The sequence below is a fragment of the Bradyrhizobium oligotrophicum genome (assembly GCF_051168495.1).
Taxonomy (GTDB): Bacteria; Pseudomonadota; Alphaproteobacteria; order Rhizobiales; family Xanthobacteraceae; genus Bradyrhizobium; species Bradyrhizobium oligotrophicum_A.
In genome coordinates this window covers 35329-57318 of the sequence record NZ_JBNPVB010000005.1, presented here as the reverse complement: position 1 = coordinate 57318, position 21990 = coordinate 35329, and the positions used below count along the sequence as shown (strand labels likewise).

The following is a 21990-nucleotide window of genomic DNA, read 5'->3' as shown; positions in this document are numbered from 1 at the left end:
AAACTAATTACATAAGCGTGCGTTGCAGCGATTTTCAGTGCAAAGAATTAGTTATGTTGATTGTCTACGGCCCGACCGCGGCGAATGTGCTAACGAGTGCCGCATGAGTGATCCCGAACCTCGCCTGATGAGTGGGCGCCAAGCCGCGGCATATTGCGGAATTACGCCGGCCACCTGGTCAAAGTGGGTCGCGACCGGGATCATGCCGCCACCATTGCCGAGCACACGCCGATGGGACCGCAAGGCGATCGACCTTGCGCTCGACAGGGCGTCCGGGATTTCGGCTCAGTCGACAGGCGCTGAATCTCAAGAAATGACGCTCGCGGAATGGAAGGCGCAGAGGGAGGCCGAAAGGGAATGGGAACGACAATATGACGCTCGAAAAGCGCGGCGTCCGCGATGACCGACGACCACGCGCTTATCGACCTTGACGAAGCGGCCAAGCTCATCCCCGGCGCCGACGCGGGCACCTTGAAGCGCATGCATCGAGCGGGGAAACTGGTCTGCTATCGGCCGGGAAAGAAACTCCTGACAACCGCGGCAAACGTGATGGAGGCCGTGAAGGTCAATTGCCGGGTGGCAAAGCCTTCGCGCGGGCCGGAGCGATCGCCCGCCGTTCCTAACTCGCTTGGGCTGACCGAAAGCGACCTAGCCAGCATCTGTCTTGAGCAGATACTTGACGGCAAGCTGCGCGAGCACAAAGAGAGACGACGAGTTGAAAAAGATGAGCGCGAGAAGGCGTATGCGACTCGCGAGGTGGCTGAACCACCACCTCGCAAGCGCGGCCAGCGGCGGACCTGATCAGGCGACGTATGCGCGGCGCTCGCGTCGACCCGGATGCTTGACGTGCCATTCGATCGCGCGGTCATCGTAACCGATCTCGGTCAGCGCCTCCGCAAGCTCGAACCGAGCACATTCGCGAAGGTCCGCCGCGGAGATCGAATGGCCGGCCCGGCGCATCACGGCGATGTTGGCCCGAATCGTTGCCGGCTGAACCGCTGTCTCGAACTTGGTGACCGCTGATTCGTATCGGATCGCTTCGCCGGCAAGGTCGCAGACCGCGGCCACGTTTGCGAACTGAGCATTCGGCAGAGCATCGAACTCGAACGACTGAAGCATTGGGTGGCTCCTAATTACCTTGCGTTGAAGTTGGAAATAACGTATATGCGATATTAGTTCGTGTCAATAAGGCATATGCGTTATTTGTGAGGAGTACCGATGCCGCGTCCTGAAATCCTGCCGGTTAAGAAGGTGATCGGCTTCACGAACGAAATGATGGAAGCCATCGAGACGTGGCGCGCTAAGCAGAAGCCAATTCCGAACGTATCGGACGCTATCCGGCAACTGATCGACATCGGGCTGAAGGCTCGGGCCGGGGCGAAAGACCGAGAATAGGCGCCATCTCTTGACAATATGTGATATTCATATATTGTGCGCCTATGGCGACCACGACCGTTTACGTCGAGATTCTGAGTCGGCTCTTGGGCATCCCAGTGCCGACGATCACTACCTACATCCAGCGGCTTCGCAAGGATGAGACAGTTTTTCGGCGCGGCAAGCAGGGGCCGGGCGCTGTTGAGCCAACCGCCGCTGAGATCGCCAATCTGATCATCGCGCTCTGCGCAACACCCTCGACAGGGCGAAAAGGCCCTGACCCGCTCAACGTTGTGAGGACTGCCAGGGCGGCGGTACGTCTTGAGGAATCCCGCGTTGACGCAACGACCGAGTGCCTAACAGTCACACGCGAACCGACATTCGGCGACGCGATCGAAGCGCTCATCGCCGACATACGCAGTGGCGCATACGCAGCGTGGAAAGGTGAAGGCTGGCCGCGCGCGGTTATCCGATTTTACGACCACGGCGGACGGATCTTTATCAACTTGTGCCGACACGGAGACGCGATGACCGCGCTCGTGTTTCGCAACGACGATGGCGACCACGGCGGGCCGTGTCTCGAGCAAATCGCCGAGCTGGAAATCTTCGCCATTGAGATGGCGGCTAAGGCAATGGGGCCCGTTATGACTGCACCAGATTAGACGAAACGGCCCCGGACCGATGATCTCGATCGCAGGGCCGCGGAATGCGCTTTGAACTGGTTGGCGCCGTTCATCTAGCACATTTCCGCGTTTGTGCAATCGGATTTCGCATCGGGGCTCCTAACAACCGAGGAGTCCTAAGTAGTGTTCGTAGAAATTGACGAAGCCGACCGCCTTGCCGCGCCCCTGAGCATTGAGGCTTTTCACGATCTGGTAGAGTGGTGGGCCGGCTGCACTGAACCGGAGATCTCGCCGCCGCTGGTCCTCGGATGGGACATTCATCGGTTCTGGCCAAACGCGCGAGGCTTCGGCATCTGGCGCGACCTCATGCTCACGTACGAACCGCCTTGCCACATTCCCGGCGTCCACAAGCCCGTGACGATGGAGCAATACGAAGCAGCTCTAGTTGACCAGTGGCAATTGTACGATCGGCCAAAGCACTGGACTGACTCCCTGATCGTCGACGTGATGCACGACGAGCGCGAGCGTGGCTATGAGCCATGTGGAGATGCTTCGGACAGAACGGAAGCGATCCTGAACGAGCTCGCGGCGAAGGTCGGCGCCAAGCGTGCCAGAGATCAGGCGGAATGGGATGCCCGCAGCGAGCGGCGCCGGCAGCGGCTGCAACTCTTTTTTGAACTCGACGATGCCGGTTATGCCAAATGGCTTGCGGACGGTCGACCGTGGAGGGATGCAAAGAAGGTTGAACGCTGGTCGGAGCGCCGGTTTCACGAGCACCTAGGGAAGACACTCAGGACCGGGGTCCCATTTCCGAACCAGAACATCCCGGCAGAGATCGTTGATCGCCTTCGGCGCGAGCGCGAGCAATACGAGGCGGCCGTGCTCGGGCCGCTGCCGGATCATCCCGAACTGCCGATCAACCAGGCGCAAGCCCTCAACGACTATTGGGCTCACCTGCCGTCTGGAAAAATGATCTACGAGCGGACGGGTGAGCTGTTCAGCGCGAGCAGCGTCGACAAGCATATTGGCCGCGTCAAGGATGCGATGAGAACGGAGGGACCGGGCACCCTGGCGACCACGTGGCTGTCGCAGCATCGCTTCGTTAAGTCGATGGGTTGGGCGCCCGGCGAACCGAAAATTATCGAGGACAAGGTTCTGACGATCGACGGATGGATCCGCAGCCCGGGCGATAAAACCTTCAATCGCTACGTTGCGCCCCACATCGCGCACGTCGAGGGCGACGTTTCCAGGTGGCTAGACCACATCCGCACCATCTATCTCGGCGAGGCCGATCACATTGTCCGCTGGCTTGCGCACCGTGTGCAGCGGCCCGGCGACAAGGTGAACCACGCGCTCGTTTTGATCGGGTCACAGGGCATCGGAAAAGACACCATTCTGAAGCCCGCAATTTCCGCGATCGGTTCGAACAATTTCAAGCAGATTACCGCCAATACCTTCTTTAATTCGGAGTGGAACGACTATCTGCAGTCGGTGATTCTCCGAATTAACGAGGTCCACGACCTCGGGGGCGAGTCCCGCTACGGTTTCTATGACGCCACCAAGGATGTCATCACCAACCCGCCCGAAACGCACCGGATCAACACCAAGCACGTTCCGCAGTATGCGGCGGTGAACGTGTGCGGCGTGGTCATGACATCGAATCACCTCGACGCCCTTTACCTCGCACCCGACGACCGTCGGCACTTCGTCTGCGTTTCCACCCGGACGCAGGATGATTTTTCCCCGGCCTATTGGGACGAGATCAACGCGTGGTTCGAGAACGGCGGCAACGAGGCGATTGCTCACTACCTGGCCAACCTGGACCTGAGCGCATTCAACGCAAAAGCACCCCCGCCGAAAACGGCAGCCTGGCATATGGTCGTGGCGGCAGGCATGGCGCCGGAGAGCGGCGACCTCTCCGACGTAATCGAAAGCATGGGCAAGCCCGACGCGCTTACGCTTGCAATGGTCCGATCACGGACGCCCGGGGACAGTCAACTCCGGTTGCTGTTCGAGGACGCCAAGCTGCGGCGCTCTATTCCGAAGCGGCTCGCCGAGTGCGGCTACGTCGCCGTCACGAACCCGGACGCTCGGGACAGCGGCGGCAGGTGGCGCACGCCTGGAGGCAAGGTGCAAATCTACGTGCGGCAGGAACTGAGCGAATCGTTGCGCTTAGCAGCGGCAAGAACGCTTAGCGCGAACGCCGCGTCACCGCCTCCGATGCCCTTAAGGCAGTAAGCCCGGGCGTGCTGGGCACGGTGGGCGCGGTTTGTCATGTTGTCAGAGTCAGAGTTCACAAATGTGTAGACAGGGAAAATAGGAAGAAGCGGAGAGGAGAGCAGGAGAAATATAGACACATGAGAAACCGCGCCCACTGCGCCCAGCACGCCCGGACATCGTGAGGAGACACGGCGGCCATGGGAAGCGATCGATCGCGAGACGGTTACTAATCCGCGCCGCTTTTCCGGTGCCTTCGCGCTCGCGTTGGGTAGTGTCATCGCGTGATTAGCGGATTGTTAATCTTCTACTCGTACCATAAGGCACTGAATTAACGACATATTCCATAGCGTGTAGCGCCTATGTTGCGCCCTTGGCCGGTGATGCGGGTCAAGGGCGCTTTTCGCGCTGTCTGAAAGCGAACCCATGGCAAAGACCGGCCCCGGCGCCTGCCAAGTCTGCAACAGCCCACATCGTCACAGCGTGGACGTCGCGCTGGCGCATGGCCTCGGTCACGACGCGATCGGTAAGCGATTCAACATCTCGCCGGATAGCGTGCAGAGACATGGGAAATCGCATCTGTCGCCCCAAATGAAAGCCGCTGTCCAGCATGCGCTACATCCGAGCGCCGTCGACCTAGAGGCGCTCAAGGTGAGCGAGGGGGAGGGTCTACTACATCACTTGGTGCACCAGCGCGCGCGCCTAGCGAGCCATATCGAACTTGCCGTGGCGATCGGGGATCCGGGCGCGGCCATCCGCGGCGAAGGTGCAATCACGAATAACCTGCAGCTCGTCTCGAAACTGCTCGGTGTGCTGGTCAACGTCCACGAGACTCGGCACCAGCACATCTTGACGCATCCGGATTACCTGCGCCTCCGCGAGGTGCTTTTGCGAGCGCTGGCGCCGTTCCCTGAGGCACGCATAGCCGTAGGGCGGGCGCTCGCCGGCATCGAGACGCAGGCGGCCGATGACATCACCAGGGCGGCAAGCAAGCCCGTGGCCATCGAGGCGAAGCCGAATTCCCCGTCGTGCCCCGTGCCGTTGCCGGAGGCGACACCTTGTCCCTGATGGCGCGAGACCTGGCTTACGCCTGCGACCCGGTCGCGTTCGCTGAGGACTCTGGCGTCCATCCGGACCGATGGCAGCAAGACTTCCTGCGCCGGCCGCCACGCCGCGGGCTCATCCTGGCATGTCGTCAGGCTGGCAAGACCGAAACGTGCGTCCTGCTCGCCAACCAAGTGGCGCACACCGAGCCGGGCGAAACGATTGTGGTCATCAGCCCGGCGCAACGCATCAGCTCGGAATTTATTCGGCGATCGAAGAACCGTTATTTGCATCTGCCTGGCGCCGAACTGGCAAACGATGCAGTGCAGCGCATCGAGCTCCCCAATGGGTCGCGTATCATCGGCCTGCCGGGCGAAGCGGACAACGTGCGCGGCATCGCCCGGGTCCGGCTGGTTCTGATCGATGAAGGTGCCCGCGTCTCTGATGCAATCTATGCGGCCGTTCGTCCTATGCTGGCAGTGCATCCACGCGGCCAATTGATCGGCCTCACAACAGGCGCGGCGAAACGGGGGTGGTTCTACGAAGGCTGGACGGATCCAGAGTCCGATTTCGAAAAGATCCGCGTCACGCCAGACATGTGCCCGCGGCTCACGTCGGAGTTTCTGGCCGCCGAACGGAAGGCGCTCGGCGAAACGGCTTTTCGGACCGAGTATGGCCTCGAGTTTTTGGACGAACAGGAAGCCGCTTTCCCGAATGAAATTATTGACGGCATTTTTGACAAGGAGCTTCGACCACTATGGGCTTGATGCGATCTGACTACCGTCGAATTCCCGCGCGCAAGGTGGATGCGTGGGTCGTAGGCGTAGACCTTGGTAAATCGATCGACAACACCGCCATTGGCATCATCCATCACACCGTCAAGGGTACAGACGATTGGGTGGTGAACGATGCCGCCGGCGTGTGGCGCGAGAGATCATTGCAGCGCTTCGATTTGTTGCACTTGAAGCGACTCCCACTCGGTATGAACTACGTTTCGCAAGCACATGCGATAGGTGAGCTGATGCACCGCGAACCGCTGAGAAGCGTTGGGGCCAAGTTGGTGATTGACCAAAGCGGCGTCGGTGCGGGCGTCGTCGACTTGATGGAAGCAAACGGCCTGCGGCCGATCCGACTGCAAATCACTGCTGGAGCAGAACAGTCGCGGGACGGGAACGTCCATCGAGTGGCTAAAACCATCCTGATTTCGAAATTGGAAGCCGCCATGCACTCGAAAGAGCTGCATGTTGCAGCGGAGCTAACCGAAGCGGAATCGTTACGCGACGAGTTGCGTGACTTTCAGCGGCATGTCACAGCATCAGGCACCAACACATGGTCGGCGAGAGCAGGGAAGCACGATGATATTGTGCTGGCCGTCAGCTACGGCATTTGGTGGGCGACGTCGGGGCCGCGGACGCATCAAGAGGAATTGCGGATTTGAGCGCCGCCCGCGGCCGGCGATAATTGAGCGAGCCGGAAGCGCGCGGCTCCTTCATTTCGCATGTGCTGCTGCGGAGTGTATCGGTAGCCGATTGTGATGCCTTAACTGAAGCCACTCATCGGTTTTGATCTAAATGTTCAATTCGATGAAGTCGTACACGATGCTCTCGATTTGCTCGATCGAAACGGTGGAGATGTCTAAACGATATTCCTTGTTCTGCGGTTTGAGCGACACGAAAACCGTGCCATCTAGATTGACGACCGCCATGCATTTCTGCTCAACGTCGTCAGGATAGTTATCCTCAAACATCAGGATGACCTCGGCCAGTAGATCTTCGGCAAAGGGTCTCCAATGTTGAAGGTAAAGCTTCCTGTCACCGGTCATCGCGTTGTTCGCTATCTCGATGGTCTGTGCCAGCACGCCGCATAGATGCCGCCATTCGCCCAAAATCCGACTTCGCGATGCTCTGGCGCGGCTTTCTTCCGCGGCCTGCCGCGCCAATTCGGCCACCTGTGCCCGGTCGGCGGCATCTTGCTTTTCGAGAATGATTTTCAGCCTGGCGTTCTGAGCCATCGGGTGTTCCCCCAATCGTTCGACGGTCACGACTCAATTAGGAAGCAGTCTGAAAGCAAGTGCTCTCGAAAGATAGGGCTCGATGTCGCGCCCCGTGTCGCGCCGAGCCGCCTTGAGTGCACTTGACCCATTGAATTCGCACATAATTTTTGCGCAACAGGCGCAACACAGAAGCAGCCGAAATCCTAGCAATGTCAGGCCGAATAAGTACACAATTTCAATGGCTTATCGGATGGCTGGGGAACCTGGATTCGAACCAAGACAAACAGAGTCAGAGTCTGTTGTGCTACCGTTACACCATTCCCCAACGGAATGCCGAGCAGTTTCAACCAATTGCCGAACTGTCTGGCACCGTTCTGCGAGCCGGTCTGCGAAGCAGCGCGGCCAGCGACGCGTCCTTCTACCCGCATGTCCGAGGCTTTGGCAAGCCGCTGAATGACGGATTTCCAACGGGGTTTCGCACCGGCTGCGCCGTGCTGCCAGTAGGGCTGGGCCAGGACGGCCACCGGCTGCAGACGGCGTGGAACGGGCCGCGATGGGCCGTGAGCGAGCGCGCGGCGGACTATTCCGCCGCTTCCTTGACCGGGCCGGCTGCTGCCGTATCGGGCTCGTGCTCGATGTGGGTGCGGCCCCAGCGCGAGAAGGCGTTGTTGACCTTGTCGAGATAGAGATAGACCACCGGCGTCGTGAACAGGGTCAGCATCTGGCTGACGATCAGGCCGCCGACCATGGCGTAGCCGAGCGGCTGGCGGATCTCCGAGCCGGTGCCGTTTCCGAGCATCAGCGGCACGCCGCCGAGCAGGGCTGCCATCGTCGTCATCATGATCGGGCGGAAGCGGAGCAGGGCGGCCTGCCGGATCGACTGCTCCGGCGGCAGGTGCTGGTCGCGCTCGGCGGCGATGGCGAAGTCGACCATCATGATGCCGTTCTTCTTCACGATGCCGATCAACAGAATGACGCCGATCAGCGCGATCAGGCTGAACTCGTAGCCGAACGCCATCAGGATCGCGAGCGCGCCGACGCCGGCCGAGGGCAGGGTCGAGAGAATCGTGATCGGGTGGATGTAGCTCTCGTAGAGAATGCCGAGGATCAGATAGACCACGACCAGCGCCGCCAGGATCAGCAGCGGCACGGTCGACAGCGACTGCTGGAACGCCTGCGCGGTGCCCTGGAAGCTGGAATTCAAGGTCGACGGCGCGCCGATCTCGACCATCGCCCGCTGCACCGCGTCGGTGGCCTGGCCGAGCGCCACGCCCTGGGCGAGGTTGAAGCTGATCGTGATCGACGGGAACTGGCCCTGGTGGCTGATCGAGAGCGGCTTGACCGGCACCGTGGTCCAGTCGGCGAAGGTCGAGAGCGGCACCTGGTCGCCGGTGGTCGGCGACTTCACGTAGAGCTTGTTGAGCGTGTCGAGATTGCCCTGTAGTTCGGGCAGGATTTCCAGGATGACGCGATAAGAGTTGAGCTGGGTGAAGTACTGCGCGACCTGGCGCTGGCCGAACGCGTCGTACAGCGTGTCGTCGATCAGCTGCGGCGAGATGCCGTAGCGCGAGGCGGTGTCGCGGTTGATGACGAGCTGCACCGTGGTGCCGTCGGCCTGCTGGTCGGTGGCGACGTCGCGCAGCTCGGGCAGCGAACGCATCTTCTGCAGGACCTTCGGCGCCCATTCGTTGAGCTCGGCGAGGTTGGGGTCCTGTAGCGTGAACTCGAACTGGGTGCGGGACGGCCGGCCGCCGAGCCGGATGTCCTGCGCCGCCTGCATGTAGAGCCGCGCGCCCTCGACCTTCTCGAGCTGGGGCCGCAGGCGGGTGATGATCTGCTGCGCCGTCGCGTCGCGCTCCTCGCGCGGCTTCAAGGTGATGAACATGTTGCCGTTGTTGCCGGCACGCCCCGAGCCGCCGATGTTCATGGCGATGCTGGCGACGTCGTGATCGGCCATCACGATCTTGGCCAGCGCCTCCTGGCGCGACTGCATCGCCTTGAACGAGATGTCCTGCGAGGCTTCCGAGGTCGCCGTGATCAGACCGACGTCCTGCTGCGGGAAGAAGCCCTTGGGGATCAGGATGAACAAATAGACCGACAGGCCGAGCGTGGCGAAGAACACCATCAAGGTGGCAAAGCGCCAGCGCAGCGCCAGGTCGAGGCCCTTCTCATAGGCCCGCAGCAGCGCGTCGAACGCGGCTTCGCTCCACTGGTAGAACTTGCCGTGCTGGGTGGCGTGCTCGTTGCGCAGGAAGCGCGAGGCCATCATCGGCGTCAAGGTCAGCGACACGAACATCGAGACGAAGATGGTCATTGCCAGCACGACGGCGAATTCGCGGAACAGACGGCCGATGATGCCGCCCATCAAGAGCAGCGGGATCAGCACCGCGACCAGCGAGATCGAGATCGAGACGATGGTGAAGCCGATTTCCTTGGCGCCCTTGTAGGCGGCGGCCATCGGAGTTTCGCCTTCCTCGACATAGCGCGAGATGTTCTCGAGCATGACGATGGCGTCGTCGACCACGAAGCCGACCGCGATGGTGAGCGCCATCAGCGACAGGTTGTCGAGCGTGTAGCCGACCCCCCACATCATCGCGCAGGCCCCGAGCAGCGCCAGCGGCACCGTGATGGTCGGGATCACCGTCGCCCAGAAGCTGCGCAGGAAGACGAAGATCACCATCACCACCAGGAAGATGGTCAGGATCAGGGTAAACTGGACGTCCTCGACCGCGGCGCGGATGGTGGTGGTGCGGTCGGAGATGACGTCGATCTTGATCGCCGGCGGGATCGCCGCCACCAGCCGCGGCAGCAGCCCCTTGATGCGGTCGACGGTCTCGATGACGTTGGCGCCGGGCTGCTTGAAGATCACCAGGAAAACGCCGCGCTGGCCGTTGGCCCAGGCCGCCTGCTTGGCATCCTCCGCCGCCGAGACCGCGCGGCCGATGTCGCGGATGCGTAAGGGGCCGCCATTGCGGTAGGCGATGATGACGTCGTTCCAGTCCTTCGAATCGGTCAGCTGGTCGTTGGCGTAGATGGTGTAGGCGCGCCGCTCGCCGTCGATGTTGCCCTTGGGGGCGTCGACGGTGGTGATCGCGATCTGGCTGCGCACGTCCTCCAGCGACAGGCCCTTGGCGACGAGCTTGGCCGGGTCGATCTGGATGCGGATCGACGGCTTCTGCTGGCCGCCGATGATCACCTGGGCGACGCCCGAGATTTGGCTGATCTGCTGCGCGAGTCCGGCGTCGACGGCGTCGCTGACCGAGGTCAGTGGCAGCGTCTCGGAGGTCGCCGACAGCAGCAGGATCGGCGAGTCCGCCGGGTTGACCTTGCGATAGGTGGGCGGCGAGGGCAGGTTCTTCGGCAGCTGGCCGGAGGCGGCGTTGATCGCGCCCTGGACGTCGTTGGCGGCGCCGTCGATGTTGCGGTTGAGGTCGAACTGGATGGTGATCGCCGCGGTGCCCAGGTAGCTGGTCGAGGTCATCTGGGCGATGCCGGGGATCTGGGCGAACTGCCGCTCCAGCGGCTGGGCGACCGAGGTGGCCATCGTCTCGGGGCTGCCGCCCGGCAGGTTCGCCGTGACCTGGATGGTCGGGAAGTCGACCTGCGGCAGCGGGGCGACGGGCAGCAGGGGGTAGGCGACGAGGCCGATGAACAGGATGCCCGCCATCAGCAGCGAGGTGCCGATGGGGTATTTGATGAAGGGTGCCGAGATGCCGCCGCCGTTCATTCCTGCCGGACCTTAGCTGGCGCCGGGTCCGAGCTGGCCACCGCAGTGGTCACGACCGAGCCTGGCTGCACTTTGAATTGACCGCCCGTGATCACCTGCTGGCCGGGGGTGAGACCTTCCTCGACGACGGTACGTCCGTCGATCGAGACGCCCACCTTCACCTTGTGCAGCTCGGCCTTGTTGTCGGGGCCGACCGTGTAGGAATACAGCCCGCTGGTGGAATGCTGGACCGCATCGTCGGGAACCACCGTGGCATCCTTCAGCGTCCGCACCAGCAGCCGCGTCGAGACCGACTGTCCCGGCCACAGCGCATGGTCCTTGTTGTCGAACACCGCTTTGAGCCGGATCGTTCCACTGGTCGTGTCGACCTGGTTGTTCACGACCATGAGCTTGCCCTCGGCGAGCTGCGTCTTGCCGTCGGTGGAGAACGCGATCACTTTCAGCGGCGCGATCTTCTGTGCCTGGTTGATGTAGGGCAGCTGCTCCTCCGGCGCGGTGAAGATCACCGCGATCGGCTCGATCTGCGCGATCGAGACGATGCCGGTCTGGGTCGAGGCATTGACGATGTTGCCGATGTCGACCAGGCGCAGACCGGCTACGCCGGAGATCGGCGCCTTGACCTGGGTGTAGCTCAGCTGGGTCTGGGCATTGGCGATGGCGGCGTCGTCGGCGGCGATCTGCGCCGTCAGCTGCGCGACGGTGGCGCGCTGGGTGTCCTGCTGCTGCCGCGTGGCGAACTCACCGAGCTTGGTGGTGCGCTGCAGATCGAGATTGGCGTTGTTGAGATTGGCCTCGTCCTGCGCCCGCTTGGCCTTGGCCTGGTCGAGCGAGGCCTGGAACGGCCGCGGATCGATCTCGACCAGCAGGTCGCCTTCCTTGACGAGCTGGCCTTCGGTGAAGGCGACCTTGTCGATCTGGCCGTCGACGCGGGTGCGGACCTGGACGGTATTGAAGCCCTGCACGGTGCCGAGCCCGGTGAGGAAGACAGGGAAATCCATCTTCTCGACCGCCACGGTCGATACCCGAACGGCCGGCGGCCGGGCCGATTTCTGCGCGGCCGTCTTCTTCGCGGCATCTGCGTCCTGGTAGCGCTGCCAGCCGTAATAGCCGGCGCCGCCGAGGGCCGCGACCAGCAGGATCCAAACGATGGTTCGTGATGTCTTCATGCTGGCCCACATGCTGAGGCAGACAGAATAACCGGTCTTTAAAACCATTCCCAGCGCGCCAGATATAGTATGCACGCACTTAATGTGTAAACACACGACGGCTTCGCTGAACCTAAACAATTCGCAAGCTTTGTAGCGCGATCAAGAGATTTCACGGGAGGTCACAACCATGTCGCTGGACGACCGACGTCAGTTGATCGCGCAGCTTGTCGAAAGCTCGCGCATTCTCCGCAACTATATTGATCATCGTGCCAAGCAACGCGGCACCACGCGCGCGCAATGGGTGGTGTTGTTTCGTCTGCGCGCGCAGGAGGGGATGTCACAGGTCGATCTCGCAGACGTGTTGGAACTGCAGCCCATTTCGCTGGTGCGCCTGCTCGACAGGCTGGTCGAGCAGGGATTGCTGGAGCGCCGCCACGATCCCAGGGATCGCCGCGCGAACCGTCTGCATCTCACGGCCGCCGGCCGCAAGCTCGTCGACGATCTCGACGACCTGCGCGATGCGATCGCCGGCGACGTCCTGCACGACATCCCGGACGCTGCGGTGACGACAAGCCTGGCGACGCTGCGGGAGCTGAAGGAGCGGATCAAGACGCTGTCGGAGACCAAGGCCGGGGTCACGATCGAATAACCGAGGTCGCGGTCATGGGACGTGTGGCTCCGATCTTGAGTTGCGTTATCCTTCAGAGACATCCTGAGTGCGAAAAACCGGCGGGAGCGTGTCGCCTCGTCCATCGTCCGCGCGGCGCGCCCTTCTTCCCGAGCATGTCAGCTGCCGAATGACGTGCAGCGGCCGCGCGACCCGGTCCGTCACGGGAAAGCCGCCATCCGACAGATTGTCGCCGTCTTGTCGCGCCCGATGAGAGCTGATTAGAAGCGGATGACTTCGTCGTGCCGCCGGACGAGCGGCGATGCGACGACAACGAGATGGGGAGTCCACGATGGAAGAGTTGAACGGCAAGATGCTCGCGTGCCAGATCCTGGTCACCGGCCTGATCGCGCGCGTCGCCAACGAGCAGCGCGATCCGCTGCGCTTCCTCACCGACTTCCGCGACGAGATCAGGGCCGTCGTCAAGGGCGTGCGGATCGCCGGGACCGATGATGCCGATCGCGTGCGCCAGATCGCGGTGCAGACCGTCGACGAGCTGTTCTCGCTGATGAAGCCGCCGAGCAGCGACGAGCCAACCGTCCCGTCGGCCTGAGACACGCAGCGATTCTGCAACAGCGCGAGTCAATTCGTGCTGTTTAGAACGATTTCAGCTTGCTGCGTTGTTAGTTTGACGGATTTAGAATTGTTTTGATCTGGAACTATTCAAGGCTAAAATAGGGCTCCTCAAATTGACCCCCTGAAACGCGCCCGATACCAACGACACATCGTCGCACTGCGAATGATCCGCGTGAGCGATGTGGAATGAAAAATCTGGGGCGCGTGAAAATCAAATGGGACAGGTGAGAGCACCGCGTTCGCTGCGGGCCGTCGCAGCGATGAAGTTCATTGACGGACGGGGAGAGGGGTCCTCCGTCACCAGGGTGTCGGCGGTTGCCGGACTGATGGCGGTGGCGTCGGTGTCGGGGGCCGACGCCCAGCCTGCCTCCGATCTACCGCCGGTCAATGTCGATGCGCCGGTCGCGCGCGCCAAGCCGAATTCCTCCAAGCCGACCGCCGAGCAGGTCCGCGCGCGCAATGCCCTGCGCCGCGCGGCCCGGACGCAGGGTGCCCAGCAGGGCGCGGTCGCCTTCCCGAACGCCGGCGGGCTCGCTGCGCCTGACGCCAACCCGTATGCCGACGCGGCCGAACCCTACAAGGTCAACCGCGTCCAGGCGTCGGGCAAGTTCCCCGAACCGCTCCTCAACACGCCGAAGACGATCACCGTGATGAGCAAGGAGGTGCTCCAGGACAAGCACATCACGGCGCTCAAGGAGATCGGCCGTTCGACCGCCGGCGTCACGCTGGGCTCGGGCGAGGGCGGCAACGCGTTCGGCGACCGTTTCTTCATCCGCGGCTTCGACGCCCGCAACGACGTCTTCATCGACGGCATCCGGGATCCCGCGGTGTCGATCCGCGAGAACTTCTTCACCGAGCAGATCGAGATCCTGCGCGGCCCGGCCTCGTCCTATGCGGGACGCGGCACCGCCGGTGGCGCCATCAACATCGTCACCAAGCAGGCCGGCGACAAGAACTTCCAGCGGATGGACACCGAGTTCGGCACCGATCAGCAGAAGCGCGTCACGCTCGACGTCAACCAGACGATCTCGCCGACGTTCTCGGTGCGCACTGGCGGCCTGTTCCAGGACTCCAACGTCGCGGGACGTGACTACGTCACCGACGACCGCTGGGGCGCCTTCCTGTCGACCAAGTGGACGCCGATCGACGATCTCAAGATCACGACCAACTACGTCCACACCGATCTGTCGGGGTATCCGGATTTCGGCGTGCCCTACTACAAGCAGGGCAACGTGCCGGTGACGTCGGCGGGCGTTCCGCGCGGCAACTGGTACGGCTTCCTCAACCGCGACTTCCAGACGGCGCGGCAGGATTTCGGCACGGGGGCGGTCGAATACAAGGTCAACGAGGCGATCACGCTGAGCAGCAAGGTGCGCGGCGAGCACTCCCTGCTCAACTACATCGGCACGCTGCCGCAGAACCCGAACACGACCAGTCCGAATCCGCTGCTCTGGACCACGACGGCGAGCGCGCAGAGCCGCTACCAGACCGTGGACGTCTGGGCCAACCAGAACGACGCGACGTTCAAGCTCGATACCGGCGGCGTCAAGCACACGGCTGTCGTCGGCACCGAGTTCTCGAACGAAAACATCTCGATCGATCGCTACACCGGCCTGTCGTCGGAGCTGTTCGGCGGCGGCTCGACCAGCTCGGGCGCGGTCACCGGCGTCAACCTGTACTCGCCGCAATACACCAACATCCCGTTCAGCACCACGCCGTCGCTGATCGGCAACCCGACGCGCTATGGGGTCAACACCAACAGCGTCTACGTCATGGACACCGCCAATTGGCAGGATACCGTCATCCTGAACGGCGGCGTGCGCTATGACGGCTACAACATGAGTTCGTCGACCAATTCGCCGAAATACCTCAAGATGAACGCCGACCTGGTCAACTACAATGTCGGCTTGGTCTACAAGCCGATACCGATCGGCAGCATCTACGCGGCCTATGCCACCTCGGCCAATCCTTTCGGCTCCGAGCTCGACGCCACCGGAACAGACTATGGTGGCGTGCCTGCCAACACCGCCGTCCTGCTCGGGCCGGAGCGCAACAAGGCGGCGGAACTCGGCACCAAATGGGAGCTGGTCGATCGGCATCTGCTGGTCAGCGCCGCGCTGTTCCAGACCACGAAGGACAATGCGCGCGAGACGGTCAGCGGCCTGCTGACGTCGGGCGCGGCCTACCGCATCCAGGGCATCGACATCGAGGCAGAGGGCAAGCTGACCGATCGCTGGAGCATCTTCGGCGGCCTGGTGCTGATGCAGTCCAAGGTGACTCAGAGCGGCGTCGCCTCCAACATCGGTCTGCAGCTCGCCAACATCGCCCACCAGTCCTTCAGCCTGCTGTCGAAGTACAAGCTGGACAGCGGCTGGGAGATCGGCGGGCAGGCGGTCTACCGCTCCAAGGTCTATGGCGGCACCTTCGCGGCCAACACCGGCAACGAGCTGCCGGCCTACTGGCGCTTCGATGCGTTCGTCGAGAAGAAGATCGACAAGAACTGGACGATGAAGCTGTACGCCCAGAACCTGACCAACAAGCTCTACTACGACACGCTGTATCGCAGCGCGGTGCCATTCGTCTCCGTCGCCCCGGGACGCGCCTTCTACCTCGTCACCACTGCGAAGTTCTGATCATGCTGATCTGCATCCCAGACGTTCTGTCGAAAGACGAGGTCGCCGACTTCCGCCGCATCATGGATGCGGCGGAGTGGGAGGACGGCCGCGCGACGGCCGGGGCGCAGTCGGCCATGGTCAAGCGCAACGAGCAGTTGCCGCCGGACGGCGAGGCGGCCCGGGTGCTGGGCCAGCGCATCATCACAGCGCTGACCAAGAACCCGCGCTTCCTGTCGGCCGCGATCCCGCTGCAGATCTTTCCGCCGCTGTTCAACCGCTACACGGCGTCGCGCGGCGATCATTTCGGCATCCATGTCGACAATGCCGTGCGCGGCGACCCGCTCACCGGGCTTCGGATCCGCACCGACCTGTCGATGACGCTGTTTCTGGCCGAGCCGGAGACCTATGACGGTGGCGAGCTTGTGATCGAGGACACCTATGGCTCGCACGAGGTCAAGTTGCCCGCGGGGCATGCGGTGCTGTACCCGTCGTCCAGCCTTCACATGGTCACGCCGGTCACGCGGGGCGCCCGGGTCGCCTCTTTTTTCTGGATGCAGAGCATGGTACGGGATGCTCACGTCCGGAGCATGATCTACGATCTGGACACAGCGATCCAGAGTTTGACGGAACGCCTCGGGAGGGACGATCCCGATGCTGTCAAGCTGACCGGCATCTATCACAATCTGATCCGCCATTGGGCCGAGCTATGATGACATCGTTCCTCGTTAGGTTTGCAATCGTCCTGTCATGTCTGTCCGTGGCTGCGGGATACCCCGCTCATGCGCAGCAGGCGCCCGCCAAGCCGGCTCCTGTGATCTCGACCGATGTGTCCGTACAGGCTCCAGGCGCGACCCAGACGATGGGGGCACCGGCTGCACCGGGGCAGGCGGCTGCCGCCGCGCCGGCCGGGGCCGACAGCGGCACCCACGGCGGCAAGGCGGTTGCCACCGGGCTCGATGAACTGTCGCCGCTCGGCATGTTCCTCAAGGCCGATATTGTCGTCAAAGCGGTCATGATCGCGCTGGCGCTGGCTTCGGTCGCGAGCTGGGCCATCCTGATCGCCAAGAGCATCGAATTTTCCATGCTGCGCCGTCGGCTGGTCGGCGCGCTGCGCAAGCTGACCACCGCCAAGTCGCTCGCCGAGGCGCAGCTCGCGCTCGGCCAGAGGAAGAATGTCGCGGCGGTGCTGCTGCAGGCGGCGATCGCGGAGGTGCGGCTGTCGGCCGGGCTCTCCAGCGAGGAGGGCATCAAGGAGCGCGCGGCCTCGAGCTTTACCGAGATCGTCCGCGCCGAGGCCCGCCGGGTGCGGACCGGAATGGGCCTGCTCGCCACCGTCGGCGCGATCTCGCCCTTCGTCGGACTGTTCGGCACCGTCTGGGGCATCATGAACAGCTTCATCGGCATTTCCAAATCGCAGACCACGAACCTCGCGGTGGTCGCGCCGGGCATCGCCGAAGCGCTGCTGGCGACCGCGATCGGGCTCGCGGCGGCGATCCCGGCGGTCATCATCTACAATCACTTCTCGCGCGTGACGAAGGGCTATCTCGAGCTCGTCAACCGCGCCTCCGGTGCGGCCGGCCGTCTGCTGTCGCGCGATCTCGATCGCAGCCAGATCGCCATCCACGCCCGCGCGGCGGAGTAGCAGGCGATGGCCGTCTCGCTCTCCGAAGGCGATCTCGACGACGATTTCGACGAGACCCACGACATCAACGTGACGCCGTTCATCGACGTCATCCTGGTGCTGCTGATCATCTTCATGGTGGCCGCGCCGCTGTCGACCGTCGACCTGCCGATCGATCTGCCGTCCTCGAGCGCCACGCCGCAGAAGAAGCCTGACAAGCCGACCTACGTCTCGATCAAGCCAGACCTGTCGCTGGCGATCGGGGAAAATCTGGTCAAGCGCGTCGATCTCGTGCGCGAGCTCGACGCCATGACGGACCAGCCGAAGGACCGGCCGATCTTCCTGCGTGCCGACAAGCTGGTGCCCTATGGCGAACTGATGGGCGTGCTCGAACTGCTGCGCGCCGGCGGCTACACCAAGATCAAGCTGGTGGCGCTCGAAGCGCCGCCCGCGGCGGCGGCCCAGGTGCCCGCAGCCCAGCCTGCGCAGCCTTGAGGAGCGCGGGCGTATGACCAGCGACCTCGACACCGGACACTTCCCTTCGCGCCGCCTGTGGTTTCTGGCCATCATGGGCGCGCTGATGCTGCATGTCGGCGGCGCCGCGCTGGCGCTGACGCATCTGAAGGACGACGAGGATGACGGCGGCCTCGGCGCGGCGGGCGCCGAGGTGATCGACATCGACATGGGCTCGCCGAGGGTCGAGAACGACGAGGTGCCGGTCGGACAGGATTCGGTGGCCCAAACCGCCGCGCCGCAGATGCAGGAGCAGAAGGCCGAGGTCGAGCAGACCGATCTGCAGAAGGATATTCCGACCACGACCGAGGAGGCCGACCGCGAGGTCACGACCTCGGACGTGAAGAAGCCGACCGAGGAGCAGAAGGTCGCGACGGTCCAGACGCAGGCGTCGGAGGCGCAGGAAGCATCGGAGGACAGCGCGCGCAAGGCGCTCGACGAGAAGGCGCCGGAAGCCGAGAAGACGAAGGCGCCGAATGTCGGGATCGGCAAGGACCGGGAACGGCTCACGGCCAATTGGGGCCGCAAGATCAGCGCCTATTTCGAGCTGCACAAGAAGTATCCACCTGGAAAGAAGTCCGCCGTCCAGGTCAAGCTGGCGATCGTCCTGAACCGGCTCGGCCGGATCGTCTCGGTGGATGTGAAGGAATCGTCCGGCGACACCGAATACGATCAGGCGGCGGTCGCCATGGTCCGCCGTTCGGACCCGGTTCCAAAGCCACCGGCCGGGCTGACGGACGAGGAATTTCCGTTCGTGCTGCCGGTGAAGTTCAATCCGCCGAAATGAGGCGATGAGGTTGGGCTGACCTCACTGCCAGTACATCCTGATTCCGACATAGACCACGCAGAGCCCGGTGAAGATCAGCGCCACCGGCATCTTGCGTTGCGCGGCGGGCCCGCCCTGCGCTGTCTTCGGTTTGGTCGGCAGCTTGCGGAAGGCGGTGACGTTGTCAGTCACCGGCTCGGCGGTCACCGGCTTCACCTCGGGAGGGGCGCCGCCGCCGCCCATCTCGGCATAATAGGCCTTGTACATCTCCCGGATGGTGGCCTCGGTCGCCTCGTGCTCCGACATGTCGGTGAGCCGGGTCTTGTAGCTCGCCAGGAATTCCTGCGCGGCCGGGGGCAGGCCGGATGCGCCATTCAGCTTGGCGATCATCTTCCATGTCGCGAAATCGGCGCGGGCGCGCGTATCGGCGCGGCGCGCGATCATCATGTCAGCGGCTTTGACCAAGAGTGCCTCGGAGCTCGTTTGCCGTCCCTGATGCGGAGACTTATGCGTTACCCGTCAATAACAGAAGGAGTTGCTTGAGAGAATCGGTCGTAGCGCGGAGCAGCCCCGACACAAAATCAAGATTGAGACCGAACTGGGAGCCCGCCAGGGGCAGAATGATCAAAAATCCGATCAGAATCAGCATGCCCAAGGGCTCGAGCCGCGCCAGGGGACGCGCCAGGATACCCGGCAGCAGTCCGACCGCGACCCGGCCGCCATCGAGCGGCGGTATCGGCAGCATGTTGAACACCGCCAGCAGGATGTTGAAGGAAAAGGCGTTGAGAAGATTGTGGGCCACCCACTGCGCGCCGTCCGCCGGCACCAACGGCAAGGCATGGAATGCCAGTCCGGCGGCCAGCGCCAGTGCGATGTTGGTGGCCGGGCCCGCCAGCGCCACCAGGACCATGCCGGCGCGCAGCGGCTTCAGATTGCGGAAATTCACCGGAACCGGCTTGGCGTAGCCGAACAGGAACGGCGAGCCCGACAGCAGGAACATGCCGGGCAGCAGGATCGTCCCGAACGGATCGATGTGCTTGAGCGGATTGAAGCTCACGCGACCGAGCTGCATGGCGGTGTCGTCACCGAAGCGCCAGGCCACATAGGCGTGGGCCGCTTCGTGGAAGGTGATGGCGACGATGATCGGCAGGATCCAGACGGAGATGCCGTAGAGCGAGATGTTCAAGGAGCGAGGTTCCGCGGACGTTGACGCCCTACATAGGCATGATGGTTCCCGGATGCTACGCGGGATTTTCCGGAAATTGCGGCAGGCCGTCGTTGAGCGTGACCCAGCCGACCTTGGCCGAAACCCAGATGTGCTCGGTCGGCACGAAGGCATTGGGGTCGTCGAAGCAGACCAGCGCCACCCCGACCACCGGGCGGGTGTTGCGCCAGGTGAAAAGGCGCGTGCCGCAGCGCGGGCAGAACATGCGGTCGAGCGCGTCGGAGGAGGGGTGGCGCGCGGTCTCGCCGTCGATCGTCAGCGCATCATGGGAAAACAGCGCCCGCGCAAAGAATGGCGAGGCCGTCGCCCTCTGGCAGTTGCGGCAATGGCAGATGCGCACATTGATCGGCTCGCCCGCGCAGGCGAACCGCACCGCCCCGCAGAGGCATCCGCCGTGGTGGATCATGCTGTCGGCTCCGTGAAGCGTGCGAGCGATCAAGCTACGGCGGCGATACCGACGTCACAATGGAATTCAGCAGCGCGGGGACCCGAAAATTGTCCCCATCGCGGTGCCATGACTTGTGCCCTCTGCCCTTGCGGGAGAGGGCTTCATGAGTGTTTCGCCGCAGGCTCGCTCGGGTGAGGGGCGCGACGTGCTGGTGTTTGCGAGGGAGCGATGGCTGGGTGGGTATAGGCGCAGCCGTGCTCTGTCCGCGGACGAGATCGTGTTGGCGCCGTGCCCACCATCTTTGCTGATGAGTTCGCGGATCGACGGTGGGCACGCTGCCGCCTTCGGCGGCCGCTTTGCCCACCCTACGCGATCATTAGTTATCAGCTCCACCCCTCCAGCACGATCTTGCCGCGCGAGGTGTTGCTCTCGATCAAAGCGTGGGCGCGCTTGAGGTTCGTGGCGTTGATGGGGCCGTAATTGTCGCCGAGGGTGGTGCGGAGCACGCCCTTGTCGATCAGGTCGGAGACGTCGTTGAGCAGATTGTGCTGCGCAATCATGTCGGGCGTTGTGAACATCGAGCGCGTGAACATCGATTCCCAGTGGATCGAGATCGCCTTGCCCTTGAAGGCTGCAAGCGAGAACTCGGCGGGATCGTCGATCAGGCCGAACTTGCCCTGCGGCGCCAGAAACTCGGCGATGGCCTTGTAGTGCTGGTCGCTGTGGGTGAGGCTCGCCACCAAGGCGATGGGTGGAAGCTTGAGCGCATCGATCTGCTCCTTCATCGGCTTGCCGTGATCGATCACGGCATGGGCGCCGAGCGCAAGGCACCAGTCGCGCGACTCCGGGCGGGTGGCGGTGGCGAGCACGGTCAGGCCGGTGAGGCGGCGCGCGAGCTGGATCAGGATCGAGCCGACGCCGCCGGCGGCGCCCGTGATCAGCAGGGTGCGGTCGTCGAGGCTCTTGCCGGGGACGGCGCCGAGCCGGTCGAACAGCAGCTCCCAGGCGGTGATCGAGGTCAGCGGCAGGGCGGCGGCCTCGGCGAACGACAGGCTCTTCGGCTTAGCGCCGACGATGCGCTCGTCGACCAGATGGAACTCGGCGTTGGTGCCCTGACGCAGGATCGAGCCGGCGTAAAACACCTCGTCGCCGGGCTTGAAAAGGCTGACCTCGGGGCCGACGGCCTCGACCACGCCGGCGGCGTCGTAGCCGAGGATCTTGGTCTCGCCGGCCGGCGGCGCGGCGCGCTTGCGCACCTTGGTGTCGACCGGATTGACCGACACCGCCTTCACCACGACGCGGAGGTCGCGTCCTGTCGGCTCCGGTTTCTGCGTCTCGAAATCGAACAGCGCGCGCTCCTCCGCGATGGGCAGCGACTGCTGGTAACCGACGGCCTTCATGACAACCTCCTGGCTGGTGTTGGATAGCGCCTACTTGTCCTGCTGGCGTCCTTTCAGCAAGTACTGTAAAAATGGGGAACTAGTCCCCGTTTG

22 protein-coding genes and 1 tRNA gene are annotated in these 21990 nt (G+C 63.2%); 14 read left to right on the top strand and 9 right to left on the bottom strand.

Features of this window, described 5'->3' with window-relative positions:
• Window positions 1-399: 399 nt before the first annotated feature.
• The gene (locus tag ACQR1B_RS11955) at window positions 400-801 is read left to right on the top strand and encodes a hypothetical protein (RefSeq protein ID WP_434831911.1); all 402 of its coding nucleotides are present in this window, start codon (window positions 400-402) and stop codon (window positions 799-801) included.
• Here ACQR1B_RS11955 and ACQR1B_RS11950 read toward each other — a convergent pair whose 3' ends face one another.
• Complete coding sequence (locus tag ACQR1B_RS11950) at window positions 802-1068, bottom strand: hypothetical protein (protein ID WP_434831912.1); 267 nt, start codon at window positions 1066-1068, stop codon at window positions 802-804. It abuts the gene before it with no gap.
• Between the two features lie 150 nt (window positions 1069-1218).
• Here ACQR1B_RS11950 and ACQR1B_RS11945 point away from each other — a divergent pair, with 150 nt between their 5' ends.
• The 6 genes from ACQR1B_RS11945 (at window position 1219) to ACQR1B_RS11920 (ending at window position 6696) form a co-directional block, all read left to right on the top strand.
• The gene (locus ACQR1B_RS11945; RefSeq protein WP_434831913.1) at window positions 1219-1395 is read left to right on the top strand and encodes a hypothetical protein; all 177 of its coding nucleotides are present in this window, start codon (window positions 1219-1221) and stop codon (window positions 1393-1395) included.
• Between the two features lie 44 nt (window positions 1396-1439).
• Window positions 1440-2036, top strand: a complete 597-nt coding sequence (locus ACQR1B_RS11940) for a hypothetical protein (RefSeq protein ID WP_434831914.1) — start codon at window positions 1440-1442, stop codon at window positions 2034-2036.
• A gap of 144 nt (window positions 2037-2180) precedes the next feature.
• Entirely contained in the window at window positions 2181-4235 is a 2055-nt protein-coding gene (locus ACQR1B_RS11935) for a DUF5906 domain-containing protein (protein WP_434831915.1), read from the top strand.
• A gap of 405 nt (window positions 4236-4640) precedes the next feature.
• Entirely contained in the window at window positions 4641-5282 is a 642-nt protein-coding gene (locus tag ACQR1B_RS11930) for a hypothetical protein (RefSeq protein ID WP_434831916.1), read from the top strand.
• Window positions 5273-6025, top strand: a complete 753-nt coding sequence (locus ACQR1B_RS11925) for a phage terminase large subunit (protein WP_434831917.1) — start codon at window positions 5273-5275, stop codon at window positions 6023-6025. The genes ACQR1B_RS11930 and ACQR1B_RS11925 overlap by 10 nt, the downstream gene beginning before the upstream one ends.
• Window positions 6016-6696 carry a hypothetical protein gene (locus ACQR1B_RS11920; RefSeq protein WP_434831918.1) on the top strand — a complete coding sequence of 227 codons (681 nt, stop codon included), beginning with the start codon at window positions 6016-6018 and terminating at the stop codon, window positions 6694-6696. Before ACQR1B_RS11925 ends, ACQR1B_RS11920 begins: the two co-directional genes overlap by 10 nt.
• 129 nt (window positions 6697-6825) lie before the next feature.
• Here ACQR1B_RS11920 and ACQR1B_RS11915 read toward each other — a convergent pair whose 3' ends face one another.
• The 4 genes from ACQR1B_RS11915 to ACQR1B_RS11900 all read right to left on the bottom strand — a co-directional run bounded on the left by ACQR1B_RS11915 (window position 6826) and on the right by ACQR1B_RS11900 (window position 12144).
• Window positions 6826-7269 (bottom strand): hypothetical protein, encoded by a 444-nt coding sequence (locus ACQR1B_RS11915; protein ID WP_434831919.1) that lies wholly within the window; start codon window positions 7267-7269, stop codon window positions 6826-6828.
• Between the two features lie 233 nt (window positions 7270-7502).
• A tRNA-Gln gene (locus tag ACQR1B_RS11910) sits at window positions 7503-7576 on the bottom strand.
• Between the two features lie 255 nt (window positions 7577-7831).
• Window positions 7832-10978, bottom strand: a complete 3147-nt coding sequence (locus ACQR1B_RS11905) for an efflux RND transporter permease subunit (RefSeq protein WP_434831920.1) — start codon at window positions 10976-10978, stop codon at window positions 7832-7834.
• Window positions 10975-12144 (bottom strand): efflux RND transporter periplasmic adaptor subunit, encoded by a 1170-nt coding sequence (locus ACQR1B_RS11900; RefSeq protein ID WP_434831921.1) that lies wholly within the window; start codon window positions 12142-12144, stop codon window positions 10975-10977. Before ACQR1B_RS11900 ends, ACQR1B_RS11905 begins: the two co-directional genes overlap by 4 nt.
• 169 nt (window positions 12145-12313) lie before the next feature.
• Here ACQR1B_RS11900 and ACQR1B_RS11895 point away from each other — a divergent pair, with 169 nt between their 5' ends.
• The 7 genes from ACQR1B_RS11895 to ACQR1B_RS11865 all read left to right on the top strand — a co-directional run bounded on the left by ACQR1B_RS11895 (window position 12314) and on the right by ACQR1B_RS11865 (window position 18905).
• Entirely contained in the window at window positions 12314-12775 is a 462-nt protein-coding gene (locus ACQR1B_RS11895) for a MarR family winged helix-turn-helix transcriptional regulator (RefSeq protein WP_434831922.1), read from the top strand.
• A 310-nt stretch (window positions 12776-13085) separates the two neighbouring features.
• On the top strand, window positions 13086-13346 hold the full coding sequence (locus ACQR1B_RS11890) for a hypothetical protein (RefSeq protein ID WP_434831923.1): 261 nt from the start codon (window positions 13086-13088) through the stop codon (window positions 13344-13346).
• Between the two features lie 238 nt (window positions 13347-13584).
• Entirely contained in the window at window positions 13585-16002 is a 2418-nt protein-coding gene (locus ACQR1B_RS11885) for a TonB-dependent receptor (RefSeq protein ID WP_434831924.1), read from the top strand.
• Between the two features lie 2 nt (window positions 16003-16004).
• A complete protein-coding gene (locus ACQR1B_RS11880) occupies window positions 16005-16694 on the top strand; it encodes a Fe2+-dependent dioxygenase (RefSeq protein ID WP_434831925.1) in 690 nt (229 codons plus the stop codon).
• A complete protein-coding gene (gene exbB / locus ACQR1B_RS11875; protein WP_434831926.1) occupies window positions 16691-17626 on the top strand; it encodes a tonB-system energizer ExbB in 936 nt (311 codons plus the stop codon). Before ACQR1B_RS11880 ends, exbB begins: the two co-directional genes overlap by 4 nt.
• Window positions 17627-17632: 6 nt before the next feature.
• Window positions 17633-18100 carry a TonB system transport protein ExbD gene (exbD, locus tag ACQR1B_RS11870; protein WP_434831927.1) on the top strand — a complete coding sequence of 156 codons (468 nt, stop codon included), beginning with the start codon at window positions 17633-17635 and terminating at the stop codon, window positions 18098-18100.
• A gap of 13 nt (window positions 18101-18113) precedes the next feature.
• Window positions 18114-18905, top strand: coding sequence for a cell envelope integrity protein TolA (locus ACQR1B_RS11865; protein WP_434831928.1), 792 nt, complete (start codon window positions 18114-18116; stop codon window positions 18903-18905).
• 21 nt (window positions 18906-18926) lie between these two features.
• Here ACQR1B_RS11865 and ACQR1B_RS11860 read toward each other — a convergent pair whose 3' ends face one another.
• The 4 genes from ACQR1B_RS11860 to ACQR1B_RS11845 all read right to left on the bottom strand — a co-directional run bounded on the left by ACQR1B_RS11860 (window position 18927) and on the right by ACQR1B_RS11845 (window position 21897).
• A complete protein-coding gene (locus tag ACQR1B_RS11860; RefSeq protein ID WP_434831981.1) occupies window positions 18927-19331 on the bottom strand; it encodes a hypothetical protein in 405 nt (134 codons plus the stop codon).
• 58 nt (window positions 19332-19389) lie between these two features.
• Window positions 19390-20070 (bottom strand): site-2 protease family protein, encoded by a 681-nt coding sequence (locus ACQR1B_RS11855; RefSeq protein WP_434831929.1) that lies wholly within the window; start codon window positions 20068-20070, stop codon window positions 19390-19392.
• A gap of 55 nt (window positions 20071-20125) precedes the next feature.
• Entirely contained in the window at window positions 20126-20515 is a 390-nt protein-coding gene (locus tag ACQR1B_RS11850; protein WP_434831930.1) for a GFA family protein, read from the bottom strand.
• Between the two features lie 365 nt (window positions 20516-20880).
• A complete protein-coding gene (locus ACQR1B_RS11845; protein ID WP_434831931.1) occupies window positions 20881-21897 on the bottom strand; it encodes a zinc-binding alcohol dehydrogenase family protein in 1017 nt (338 codons plus the stop codon).
• Window positions 21898-21990: the final 93 nt, after the last annotated feature.